The organism is Streptomyces showdoensis, assembly GCF_039535475.1.
In the GTDB taxonomy this organism is placed as follows: Bacteria; Actinomycetota; Actinomycetes; order Streptomycetales; family Streptomycetaceae; genus Streptomyces; species Streptomyces showdoensis.
The window spans coordinates 1-12781 of the sequence record NZ_BAAAXG010000023.1 but is presented as its reverse complement, the minus strand read 5'-3'; the positions used below and the strand labels follow the sequence as shown (position 1 = coordinate 12781).

Sequence of the window (12781 nt, the reverse complement as noted above, 5' to 3'; positions counted from 1 at the left end):
ACCGAGCAGCGGCGAGCCGAGCGCGGCCGGCCGATCCGGGCTCTGCGCCGGTTCCACGTCCTCGCCTCGTGGAGCCCTAACGGGCGTGCTCCTGAACGGGATCCGGGGACTCCGCGCCGTCCGCTTCAGCGGTGCGGGCGGCTGCTTGCCGCGCCGCCTCGACGCGGCGGTTGCTCGTCATCGTGGACGTGACGACGGTCATGACGAGCAGGAGGCCGGCGGCGGTGTAGAGCGGGGTGCGGACGTCGTACGCGGTGGCCAGCCAGCCGCTGAGGACCGCGCCGAACGGGGCGGCGCACATGCCGACCATCCGGGAGGTGGAGGTGACCCGGCCCATGAGGTGGGCGGGGACGATCGCCTGGCGGAGTGAGGGGGCGAGCACCATGGTGGCGCCCACGCCCGCTCCGCAGACGGCGAGCGCGAGGCCGGCCACGTACGGGTTCGAGGCCGTGGCGAGGCCGAGGATGGCGAGTCCCTCGACGGCGGCCGTGCAGGTGAGGGCGGCGCCGGTGCCCAGTCGCCGGCCGAGGAAGGAGGCGATGCCCGCGCCGAACAGGCCGCCGGTGGCCTCCGCCGTGAGGAGCAGGCCGAAGCCGAAGGTGCCGATGCCGAGGCGGTCGTGGGCGAAGAGGGCCAGCACGGTCTCCATGGCGACGAAGGCGATGTTCCCGACCGCCGGGCGCAGCGCGAGTCCGAGCAGCACCTGGTCCCGGAGTACGTACGAGGCGCCGGCCCGGGCCTGTCGCAGCAGCGACTCGCGGGCCTGCGGCACGGGGCGGGGCATGGCGGGGAGCGATCGCACGAGGAGCGCGGAGAAGGCGAAGGAGACCGCGTCGGCGAGCAGCGGGACCGTCCGTCCGAGAGCGAGGAGGGCGCTGCCCGCGGGCGGCCCGGCGAAGCCGGACGCGGCGGTCTGGGTGCCGCGCAGGCGGGCGTTGGCGCGCTCCAGGAGCGCGGGGTCGCGGCCGAGCAGGTCCGGGAGGTAGGCCGTGGCGGCCGTGTCGAAGAAGAGTCCGCCGAGGCCGAGGAGGAAGGCGACGACCGCGAGCAGGGGAATGCTGAGCAGGTCGAGCGCGGCCGCTGCCGCCGGGACCGCGAGCAGAACCGCGCGCGCCGCGTCCGTCACCCACATCGTGCGCCGGCGGTCCCAGCGGTCCACCAGCGCACCGCCGAGCAGACCGAAGAGCAGCCACGGCAGCGTTCCGGCGGCCGTGACGACGGCGAGAGCCATCGGATCCCGCGTGAGCGTCAGGGCAAGCAACGGCAGTGCGGCGTGCATGACGCCGTCGCCGAGCGAGGAGACCGTCTGCGCGGTCCAGAGGCGTCCGAACCCGGTCGGGAGCTTCTTCACGTCCGAGGTCACTTGGCGTCCTCCTCGGCGCGCGGGCCCGTTCCCGGGTGGAAGAGTGCGAAGACGAACGAGGCGTCCGGCAGCGAGGGGTCGGACAGCTTCCGGTACTCGTCCGCGAGCGCCTGCAGCCGTTCGCCCAGCTCCGTGAACTGCTCCTCGGTGAGGCGCAGGTGGGCCATTCCCACGTGGCGCTCGGCGTCCGCCGGAGCCGCCTCCAGGTCGGCGACCGCGTGCCGCATCAGCATGTCCGGGGCTCCCTCGCCCGGGTCCGGCAGCTCGATCGTCCGTGCGGCCATCGCGTAGTACCGCTCGGTGACGCCGCGCACCTTGCGCGTGCGCACCACCTTCACCAGGCCGGCGCGCTCCAGCAGCCGTACGTGGTAGCTGGAGCTGCCTTTGGCGAGGCCGATCCGCTCGGCGATCTGGGTGATGGTCGCGGGCTCGAAGCGGAGCACGGCCATGATGCGGTGCCGCGTCAGGTTGGAGACGGCGCGTAGTTGTTCGTCGGTGGTGACGTGGAACGTCTCGGGAAGATCATCGGTTGGCATGGCCCAATGGTCAACACTTCTTGACCATTGCGCAAGGGGTTTCGCCCCGGCTTCCGCGAGGATTTTCCGGACGCGCGGCCTCCGCTCCCGCGCGCTCCTTCGGCGGGACATGACGAAGGGGCCGGTGCGGGTGAGGTGACCCCACCCGCACCGGCCCCTCGGCCCCTCGGCCCCTCGGCCCCTCGGTCGCTCAGCCGCTCGGCCGCTCGGCCGCTCGGCCGCTACGTCAGCGCCGTCAGCGCCGTCAGCGCCGTCAGCGCCGGAACCTCAACGCCGCAACGTCAACGCCGGAACGTCAACGCCGGAACGGGAAGCGGTAGGAGTCCACGTAGCCCGGCGCCGGGGAGCCGACGCCGGTGACCATGTCGTACCCCCGCACCGCGCTCAGGGAGCTGTCCTTGCCGAGGCTGCGCACCGAGGTGACCAGGCCGTCGGTGGCGTCCGTGCCGTTCGCGAAGTCGTTGCGGGCCACGGCCAGGTCGCGGTCCGCGCCCAGCGGGTGGTCCGTGACGTCGTGGAAGAGCGGGGAGCCGTACCGGGCGTAGATGCCGGGGTTGGCGAAGCCGATCGGCAGGTTCCGGGCCTGCTGCGCCAGCGCCTGGAGGCCCGCGACGACCGGGGCGGCCAGCGAGGTGCCGCCGATGCGGTACTCGTCGTACGAGACCGAGCCGTCGGGCCAGGTCTGCGTCTGGCCGACCAGGAAGCCCGTGTTGGGATCGCCGACGGCCGCGATGTCGGGGACGGTCCGCATGCGGTCGGCGCCAGCCGCCTTGGCGAGCGCGTCGGGCACGACGCCGCGCTGGTAGGCGGGCTGGCGGACCGTCGCGCTGGTGCCGCCGCCCGCTCCGCTGGTGTACGCGCCGGGGAAGCCGGTCCAGCCGGAGCCGTCCGCGGCGAGGGACGCCTTCAGGGTGCCCCAGCCGGTCTCGAAGCGGTAGGCGTCGTTCTTGCCGACGGCGAGCGAGGTGCCACCGACGGCCGTGACCCAGGCCGAGTTGGCCGGGGTGTCGACCTGCTTGGTCCCGGTGTTGGCGACCTCGTCGCCGTTGTCGCCGGAGGAGAAGTAGAAGCCGATGCCCTCGACCGCGCCGAGCTTGAAGGTCCGGTCGTAGGCGGCCGCGATCTCCGGGGTCTCGTTGGCCTCGATGTCGCCCCAGGAGTTGGAGACGATGTCGGCGAGCCGCTTGTCGACGATCTTGTCGAGGGCGTCGAGCAGGTCCGGGTCGTTGCAGGACGCGCCCGCGACGTAGACCACGTCGGCGTCCGGCGCGACCGCGTGCACGGCCTCGACGTCGAGGGTCTCCTCTCCGTACCAGCCGGAGGCGTCGCACTCCTCGGTGTGCGTGTACTCGGCCGGCGTGACCTGGCGGAGCTGTCCGGCGCGGTACGCCTTGTCGCCGTGGCGCCCGGCGTACGTCCGCGCGTCGGCCGCGATGGTCGGGCTGGCGTAGGCGTCGGTGATGGCCACGGTGACGCCCCTGCCGGTGCGGGCGCCGGCGCCGTAGGCGGCGCGCAGCTGCCTGCCGGTGTAGCCCCTGACCGCGTACGGGACCTTGGCGCCGTACGCGTCCGGGAGCGAGGTGGCGATGTTCGACCCGTAGTACGTCGAGAAGGGGCCCGCGTTGCGGAATCCGGCGCCCGGGCCGGGCAGGGCGTCCTGGTGGGTGGCGCGGTGCGGGGCGTTGTCCAGGCCGGTGACCGTCAGCACCGCCTTGGCGACGGCGCCGGGCGCGGAGGGGGTGGAGGTGGGGGCGTGGTAGGTGGCCGAGCCCTTGCGGTAGTCGTGCAGCCGGGTCGCGAACGCCTTCTCGGCGGCGGCCACGTCACCCGAGACGGCTATGTAGTGCTCGTTGGTGCCGGTGACGGCGAGGCCGGCCCCCTGGAGCCACCGCGTGACGGCCTCGACCTGCTGCGGTGCCGCGCCGAAGCGGCGGCGTGCCTGGTCGGGCGTCAGGTAGGCGCCGTAGCGGGGTGACGCCGGGTCGGAGACCGCCTCGGCGTACGCGGTGAGGCCCTGCGGGTCCCGTCCGGCCAGGTAGACGCGGGCGTCGACCCGCGCGGACGGGGCGGTGCCACCCTCGTCCGCCGAGGCGGTGGCCCAACCGGGCCGGGCCCCCTCCAGGGCCACCCTGCCGCCGGGCACCGGCGTCGCGGCCTGTGCCGTCGGCATCCCGACGGCGAGTGCGCCGGCGAGCAGCGGCAGGGCCGCCGCGATGCCCAGTGATGTGCGCCGTGTCGTACGGCTGCTTCCCATGTCGTCCCCTGTGGTGAGGCGGTCGCGTGCCGCGCGTGGGCACGGCGGGTACGGCCGACACTCTTGTCAGGATCAGTTCACGTCGGGGGTAGGGAGTGATCAAAAGAGGCCAAAGAGCTCTCTACGAAATGGAATTGACTGGTCGCCATGTTCCGGCACGCCGGCGCCTTTTCGCCATCGGGTGCTCTGGCGGATGACCCGGCGGATGACCTCGCGGTGACCCGGCAGATGACCTCGCGGTGACCCGGCAGATGACCTCGCGGTGACCCGGCAGATGACCTCGCGGTGACCCGGCGGGCGACCCGAACCCGTCCTCGGCGGGGGTCCTCGTCGCCGGGGCCGGGGGCCGGGCGCCTTGCCGCCCGGCCCCCGCCGCGTGCCCCGCTCCCCTGCGCCGCTCCCTAACCGGCCGCCAGCGCCAGCGTCGGCGACAGGCGGGAGGCCCGGACGGCCGGGTAGAGGCCCGCCACGGTGCCGATCGCGAGCGTGGCCGCGAAGCCGCCCGCGGCCGACCAGGGCGGGACCACCCAGGGCAGTCCGCCGGCAGTGGCGTACGCCGCCACGGCGGCCGCTCCGAGCGCCACCCCGGCCAGGCCGCCGAGCCCCGAGAGCATCAGGGACTCGGTCACGAACTGGATCCGGATCTGGCCCCTGGTCGCGCCCAGCGAGCGGCGCAGACCGATCTCGTGGCGTCGTTCGAGCACTGAGATGATCATGGTGTTGGCGACGCCGACACCGCCCACCAGCAGGGCGATGCCGCCCAGCCCCAGCAGCAGCGTGGAGAACGCGCCCTCGGTGGCGGCCTTCGCCTTGAGGGCCGAGGACGGGTCGCCGACCGACACGTTCTGCGGGTTCTGCGGGTCGATCGTCGGAGCCAGCAACCGCTGGACCTCCCGTACCGCCGCGTCCGTGGAACGCTCGTACACCGCCGTCGGATGCCCGTCGAAGCCGAGCAGCCGCTGGGCCGCGTCCCAGCCGACCAGTGCCGAACGCTCGATCTCCGGGGCGAGCGGCAGCGGGTCGAGGATGCCGACGACCGTGAAGTAGCGGTCGTCGATCCAGACCTGTCGCCCGGGCCGGTCGATGCCCAGGCGCTCCGCGGCGACGTGTCCCAGGACCACGGCCGGATAGCGCCCGTTCGCGGCGTTGAGCCAAGTGCCCGAGGCCGTGCGGCCGCGCAGCACGTCGAGCAGCTCCTCGGTCGCGGCCTTCACCGCGATGCCTCCGGTCTCGGCCTCCGGGATCTTCTCGGAGCGGCGCACCGAGCGCGCGAGGTCACCGGTCGCGCCGGCCTTCTCGACCCCCTCGATGCGCGAGACCGTGCCCACCGCGTCCTTGGGCAGCTTGACCTCCTGCCCGCTGAACATCCCCTCGCCCGCCTTGGCGACCAGCATGTTCGTGCCGAGCGCGTCGAGCTGCCGCAGCAACTGGGCCTGGCTGGAAGCCGAGATGCCCACCACCGCGATCATCGTCGCGATCCCGATGGCGATACCCAGCGCGGAGAGCACCACGCGGACGGGGCGGCTGCGCAGCCCGGCCGAGCCGACGTGCAGGACGTCACGGGGCCCGAGACGGGCGGCCCTCAGAACACTCCGGCGCGCGGACCGCGAGCCGGACGCGGAACCGGGGCCGGCTGCGGATGGGGTGCCGGGCGCGGATCGGGAGCCGGGCGCGGACCCGGACTCGTGCGTGGCCCCGGACTCTGGCGCGGCCCGGGAGTCGGCTGCGGGCCGGGAGCCGGTTGCGGGTGTCCCGCGCCTCATCGGGCCATGACCTTTCCGTGCGCCGTGTCCGCGACGACCCTGCCGTCACGGATCCGGACCTGCCGCGGCAGCCGTGCCGCGATCTCGGTGTCGTGCGTGATGACCGCGATCGTCGCGCCCTCCTCGTTCAGCGTGTGCAGCAGCTCCATCACCGCCTCGCCGGACGCCGAGTCCAGCGCCCCGGTCGGCTCGTCCGCGAGCAGCAGCGCGGGCTCGCCCACGACGGCGCGCGCGATGGCCACGCGCTGCTTCTGCCCGCCGGAGAGCTCGTGCGGGCGGTGCCGTACGCGGTCGGCGAGGCCCACCCGGGCCAGGGCGTCCGCGGCCATCCGGCGGCGGCGCGCGCGCGGCAGACCGGAGTAGAGCAGCCCTTCGGCGACGTTGTCGAGGGCGGCGACGCCCGGCACCAGGTGGAAGGCCTGGAAGACGAAGCCGATGTGACGGGCCCGCAGCGCCGAGAGCCTGCGGTCGGTGAGCGCCGCGATGTCGTGCCCGGCGATCGCGACGGTCCCGGAGGTGGGCCGGTCGAGGGTCCCGACGATGTGCAGCAGGGTCGACTTGCCGGAGCCCGACGGACCGACGATCCCGACCAGCTCGCCCTCGCCGACGGCGAGATCGATCCCGTCGAGGGCGCGGACGCCGCCGGCGTACTCCTTGACGACGCCCTTCAGGTCGACGACCGACTTCAGCGGGTGGTGGGTGCGGGGGTGGGGGTGGGGGTGACTGGTTCGGGTGTACCCGTCGGGGGCCTCGGCGGCCCGCGTGTCGACATGCGCGGCAGGGCCGTGCGACTCGACGTTCAGCCCGTCGTTCAGCCCGTCGTTCAGCCCGTCGTTCAGCCCGTCGTTCAGCTCGACGTTCAGCTTCTCGCTCACGCCTTCGGCACCCCGACCTTCATGCCTTCGCGCAGCCCCTCGCCGCTGACCTCGACCCGGCCCTGGCCGAACATGCCGAGCTCGACCCGGACGTCGCGCGTCCCGCCGCCTTCCACGACCTGCACGCCGAAGCCGCCGTCGGGGAGCGCGAGCAGCGCGTTGACGGGGACGGACAGGACGTCCTGCCGGGTGCGGCCGGTGAGCTCGACCGTGACCGGCGACTGGTCGACGCCCTTGACCCCGGCCGGTTCGTCGAAGGAGACGGTGATCTCGATCTTCGGGGTCCTGTCCTGCGGGTCCGTGCCCTCCGACGCCGTCTTGCCCACCGCGGACACCTTGCCCGGCAGTTCGGTGCCGTCGGGCAGCCGGACCTTCACGCGGGTGCCGGCCTTCGCCGAGTCGGCCTCGGCGACGGGCAGTTCGAAGCGGACCACGCGTTCCGATCCGGTGACGGTGAGCACCGGGCTGCCGGGAGTGATCCGGTCCCCGGGCGCGAGCCGCCCCTCGCCGGAGCCGCCTCCGCTCCCGCCGCCGGAGCCGCCTGCCGATCCGGCGCCCGCGTCCTTGACGCGTACCGCGCTGCCCGCGAAGGCGATCCGGTCCGGTCCGACCGTGCCGGTCTGCTTCATGTCGTGGGACTTCTGCCAGCGTTTGACGGCGGCGGCGGTCTTCGCCGTGAACTCCTCGTCGACGTCGAAACCGGTGAAGCCGAGCGCGGCCAGGTTCTCCTCCAGCTGCCGTACGTCCTTGCCCTTGTCGCCGGTCTTGAGCGTCCGGTACATGGGCTCGTCGCCGTACATCAGCCGGACCGGCTCGCCGTCCACCTCGTAGAGGCGTCCGTCCCGCTCGACGACCGAGCCGGTCGGGGCGACCCAGGTGAGGGTGCCGCCCGCGCCGCCCGCGTTGATCTTCCGCTCGCCGAGGTGGCCGAGGGTGCCGTCCTTCTGGGAGCTGTCGCTGAGGTCGCCGCGGGTGACCGGGGCGGTGGCGGGCGGCAGACCGCGGGAGTCGGCGGCTCCGGGCTCCGGGCCGGCGTCCCGGTCCGCGGTGAGGGCGGTGGCGGCGGCTCCGGCGCCCGCGACGGCCACGATCGTCGCGAGGGCGACGAGCAGCCGGCGGCGGCCGAGCGGGCGCTCGCCCTCGCCGTGCGCCCCTGCCTCTGCCCCGGCCCCCGCCCCCGTGCGCGGTGGTCGCCCCTCCTGCCCCCGCTCATCGGGCGGCGCTTCGCAGGCCTTGGCGGCCTTCTCGAACTTCTGCTTCTCCGCCCCCTGCGGGATGGGCAGGGCCTGCTGGGCGCCGCCGTCGAACTTGGGGTCGGGCATGTTGAAGCCGTTCTCCCGCATGCAGCGGGCGTAGGCGAGGGCCTTGGCCTTGTCGGCCTGCGTCGGCTCCTGCCGAAGCCGGCACCCCGGCCTGTCCTTGCAGGCCTTGAACGCCTGACTCCATCTTCTCCTTGGACATGCCGTCGCCTCCGATGGTGAGCCCGCACGCCCCTTCATCTCCAAGCCCAGGCATTGGGCTCGGGCATCAGTCGAGCCCCTGCTCGCGCCAGGCACTTGCGGTGTTTCGAGAGTTCCTCGGTCGGCTTCTTTGCGCTCCCTTCCTCGCAGGCTCACTGCTCAGCCCCTTCAATTCACAGGGTTGCCCGGTGTCTGGAAGGCGGAGGTGCTCAGAGCTAGTAGGCGCGGGGCGTGTCGAGCTAGGGGCGAAGTGGCCGCGGCTCTAGGGTATGGGTCATGGCGCGGCGGCGGCGCGACAACTGGTCAGTAGGGCGCATTCGCGATCGTCATGCGTGAGACATGCCGTCGACGGGATGTTTCGCTTCTTCTCAGCGGTTTCGTTTGAGCACCGACGAAGATGGTCCCCTTTCGGATAGCACAGGGGGACATGCGCGTATCTTACTGTGAGGTACGAGGCGTTCCTTCGCCGAGAATGGATCGCTGCGAGAGGGGCTGCGCCGATGACGTCGCTCGGTCCCTTGGTTAGCTCGCGCGGCGCGACGGTGCCTTCGAGCGGGCGGTCTGAGGTATTAGGCTCCACAGCTCGGGGATGTACTGATGCCGTGCTCGTCCTTGCGACGTGCGGCCTTACGGCGATTGCCGGGGGATAGCTACGGCAGTAGGACGAGTGTATGGCTGTCAGCCGGGCGTGGGGTCGTAAGGGGCAGGCGCGCCTATGAGCGGGAGCGGTGGGACGTCGTCGTAGGGTGGGGGTGCTGATTGGGCTGCTTACTTCGCGTCCCGGCAGCGTGTTTACGGGGAGGCGAGAAAAACGCGGTGCAGGGCCTCTGGCCATTCTGTATCCCGGCGCCGGACAGATCATCGACCTGACCTAGCGTACTATCGCTAGACGACGAGCTCCTCGGCACGGCGAGAATAGCTGGCTCGCAGAACAGGGGGCCGCTGGCGTTCGTCCAGGGCCGGCGCTGCCGGCTCCGTCGCTCGAAGCGTGAGCCGGGTCGGGATCGCGTCGCTTTGGAGCATAACAACCGCCCTGCCGCCCAGGTCCTAGCCGGGCTATCGCCGGTCTCGGCGACCTGCTATCCTGTTCGCGTCATAGGTAGATTGGCCGTACCTGCAGAGGCGGCTGGGGGCTAGCTGGCGGAGGTGTCGGCAGGTTGGTGAAGCGGTGTGCGAGGACTGATTGAGCTTAGGGTCTAGGGTAGGAGGCACACAGGCTATCATATCATGCGCACCTAACGTCCTGTTTACGGGGTCATAGCGAACCTGAAGGCTAGTTAGCTGCGGGCGTCAAGGCTGGGCGAGAGGCCCGTGGCGCCGTGGTTGGAGGACGGTCGCTGCGGAGTCGCTACCATGGGATCAGGTCGTCTATGATGGCCTGCGTCGTCTGTCGGCGGGCGCTCTTCACGCGCTGGGGGCTGGAGCGCGACCGGCCTCACCGGCGCTCTGGGTCGTCAGCGGCGCGAATCTGTCTCGTGCTCGGCGCGGCGCCGCTGCTTGAGGGCACTTACGCGTCGTGTACGGGTGCTTCGTGTGCATGGATGGCTGTACGATCGTGCGGATCAAGGGCAGGCGACGGGGTGGCCGTCACCACCGCCGTACTAGGCGGCGCCATCGGCATGGAGGCACCTAGCGGATGGCTCCTGGGGAATAAAAAAAAAAAAGAAAAAAAAAAAAAACAGCCTGCTTTATAGTAGACAGTTCCGCTAGTGTTCCAGGCGGCGCGACATTACGGCCTCTCTGCGGCCTGTCTATATCGAGGGAGGGGTTAAAAGTGAAATCCACAGGCAGCTGGACCCTGAGGGGCGCCCATATTCTCTCAGGGCCGCTTATTTCCCGACCACCTGCGGGCCTTCACGCGCAGGGTCCTGGCGACCCCTAGGGGTCCACCAAGCCGGCGTTCCCGCGTGAGCCCCGGTCTTTTACGGACCCATGCCAGCAAGATACTCTCGCGAAAATGCACACCGCGGACGTCTAGCGAACGGCGGCTCGTAGTCCGCCGCGCGTCTGTATCTTGGTGGCTGCGCTCCTTCAGCGGTTCTCCCGTGGTCGTCCTCGCTGCTACGCGGTCTCTGCGTCGCGCTCGCGTTGGGGCCTCGGGTGTGGCGGGCCTTGGGAGGGCTGGCTTCGACCGGGGGCGGTCATGGGCGTGCCGTGATTGCACCGTGAGCACGGCCCGCCTGGGCTGTGTCGGCCGGGCCTTAACCTCCACGAGAGGATGCTTGCCTGTGTTCCTGGACGAGCGGGCTTGCTGCCGTGGGGCGAGGGCTCAAGAGGCGGGCTCAGGCCGACACCTCGTAACGAGGCTTATGACTCGAGTGCGGATGGACGCATGGCTCGTCTCCGCGCAGTGGGGCAGCCGCTTCGAATTAGGCGCGGTGGACCGCGAAGCGCGTCCCACAGAAGGAGCTGCGCTACTACCCAGGTGGTCCGTAGCAAGCGCGCAGGACGGCAGGAGATCGTAGCATGTGGGCGCGGGGACGCCTGCTGGGTCGCCGCATGAGCTGGTGGTACGGGGGAGCGGATGGCCGCTCGATAGTCTGCTCGAGGGTCGCGCGACTAGTGCAGCGAGCGCAATCATGCTTGAGGGCTGCTCTCTGGGCTGGCCAGCCGCCGGGATCGAAACCAGGGCTCGCAGGAGCGCGCGGCCGGGGAGCGGCCGTTGAACGAGGTGCTGCTTGCCGGGAGTTTATACGGCGGGTCGTCGGCTTGCTTGGAGGGGCGAGGCGGCCCATATGCGGGAGTGGACCGTCGTACGTAACGCCAGCCGTCAGCGGTCGCCCTCGGCGCTATGCGGGCCTGCGAAGGGGACGGGCCGGTCTGCATCGGCTGGGAACATAAAAAGCCTGCTGGGGCTACATACCTGTTGTGCGAACGGGGTGCGGGCGCAGGAAAGAAACAACACGTGCCCGAGGGCGGGCCTGTGGTGGAGTTCACGTGACGCGGCATCGGGAGTGCGTGACGGGTCGTCTATCGGGTGTTAAGTAACATCGCGGTCGCGCAGCGGTCTTGCCAGCCGCGAGACCGATCTCTACGGTCTCTTCGAACTGCTGTTCCGGTACTCGCTCAGCCAGCCGCGCTACTCCGACTTTCATAGGTTCGCCTCGGGGGCGACCGAGGGTCGTTGACCGGCGTCTACTCGGATCTGTCGATGCTTGGACGTTCCATGCGCCTTCGTGGCGCCACGGGGGGCGGAGGCGTCGGATGACGGCGAACAAGGCTTTCGGGGCGGGCGGCGTCTGACAGGTTCCGGTTATGCTGTCGGCTATCCGGGCGGTGCGGAGCAGAACGCGGACCGAGGGTGGACTAATGTCTCGTAGTCGGGGATGGGTGGGGTGTATTGCAGCACGTGCAGCGATGTCCGTATCGGCGCCGCTGGTACGAACGCCGGTGATCGCCAGCGCGCCTGCCTACGCTCCTGGGCATGGGAGTGCATGTCGCCTGCCATGTGCGCATATCGCGTTACATGACGGTCGGCTCCTTGTATGTGCCTAGAGGAATGGGCGATCCTTGCGAGGTAACCCCGGGGGTGCCGCTGGCTTTGCCTACGGAAGCTGGGGGGCCCGCAATGCCAGCGTCGTGGCAGACCGTTGCGCTGCCATCTTCTTAGTCGGCGGCGGCGGCACCCCCGGCTTCGTTTTCGCTCTCCTACGTGACGCTGCTGCGGGTTTACGGGGAGTGGCCCTCGGGCGGGGTCGGCCACACTGTGCCGGCGCGCCGGGAGTTCGGCCGGGAGGTCGATAGGCTGGCCCTGGGGGTAGCATGTACGGCGGTTGCTCGTCGGCGGGCATGTAGCGCTTACGGGATGCGAGTAGGCTTTCGGGCTGGTGAGTCGGGGTGGGTGGCTCGGTTTTCCGTTCGGGCGGGGGCCGTTCGCTTAACGTGCATTCGCTCTGGGCGCGGCGCTAGGGCTGCCTGGAAGAGGCGGTCGCGTCGTGCGGGAAAGCCGGCGGTGCTAGGTGGTCTCTTGGGGCGCATCAGCTCGTGCTGATCGCGGGGACGCGAGGGCTTTCACGGGGTGTGGACTGGTTAGCGCGGGGCATGTATCGCTTCTGTTCTGCAACGTACGTCGCGCGAGTTGACGAGCCTGGGCGCGCTGCAATCTGGCTGGTAGCTTTTCTGGACGCGGACGGGTTGACCGGCGGTACCATCGAAGCAGCGAGCCTAGGGCGCTGCTCGTGGCCCGGCTGCCATGGGGCCGGTCTAGCGACCCATGGAGTGCGCCATGCGCTCGACTGTACCTGTGGCGCGAGCAACTGTGTCAAGGCCGCATACGCGGCCGCTATCGTGCGTTGGGGGAGTCATGGATCCCGGGTGGGCGATGTCGGTGGCTGTCTGGCGGGCACCTACCTTGTAACGAGTTGAGAGCGGCCCTGCGCGTCTCCAGCACCTGCAGGTGGTTGGTGCACGGCTGGTTGGGACGAGCTGCCTGGACTGTCATTCAGTCTCGCGCCGTGTGGCTACTTCGACGCTCGCTGCTCTACGTGGGCGCAGTGTCGCCCGTATCTGCTGTGGGCATATTAACGGCTC

The 12781-nt window shown here is 70.9% G+C and carries 6 protein-coding genes; all 6 read right to left on the bottom strand.

What is annotated here, in order from left to right; translation table 11 throughout:
- Window positions 1–76: 76 nt before the first annotated feature.
- Window positions 77–1363, bottom strand: coding sequence for an MFS transporter (locus ABD981_RS11715; RefSeq protein ID WP_046906171.1), 1287 nt, complete (start codon window positions 1361–1363; stop codon window positions 77–79).
- Window positions 1360–1899 carry an ArsR/SmtB family transcription factor gene (locus ABD981_RS11710; protein ID WP_046906172.1) on the bottom strand — a complete coding sequence of 180 codons (540 nt, stop codon included), beginning with the start codon at window positions 1897–1899 and terminating at the stop codon, window positions 1360–1362. The genes ABD981_RS11715 and ABD981_RS11710 overlap by 4 nt, the downstream gene beginning before the upstream one ends.
- Window positions 1900–2194: 295 nt before the next feature.
- The gene (locus tag ABD981_RS11705) at window positions 2195–4153 is read right to left on the bottom strand and encodes a S53 family peptidase (protein ID WP_046906173.1); all 1959 of its coding nucleotides are present in this window, start codon (window positions 4151–4153) and stop codon (window positions 2195–2197) included.
- Window positions 4154–4554: 401 nt separating this feature from the next.
- A complete protein-coding gene (locus tag ABD981_RS11700) occupies window positions 4555–5661 on the bottom strand; it encodes an ABC transporter permease (protein ID WP_382747451.1) in 1107 nt (368 codons plus the stop codon).
- Window positions 5662–5912: 251 nt separating this feature from the next.
- Window positions 5913–6605, bottom strand: coding sequence for an ABC transporter ATP-binding protein (locus ABD981_RS11695; RefSeq protein WP_046906265.1), 693 nt, complete (start codon window positions 6603–6605; stop codon window positions 5913–5915).
- Window positions 6606–6787: 182 nt separating this feature from the next.
- Window positions 6788–8134: a peptidoglycan-binding protein gene (locus ABD981_RS11690; protein WP_345529022.1), complete on the bottom strand. Its 1347-nt coding sequence runs from the start codon at window positions 8132–8134 to the stop codon at window positions 6788–6790.
- Window positions 8135–12781 lie beyond the last annotated feature (4647 nt).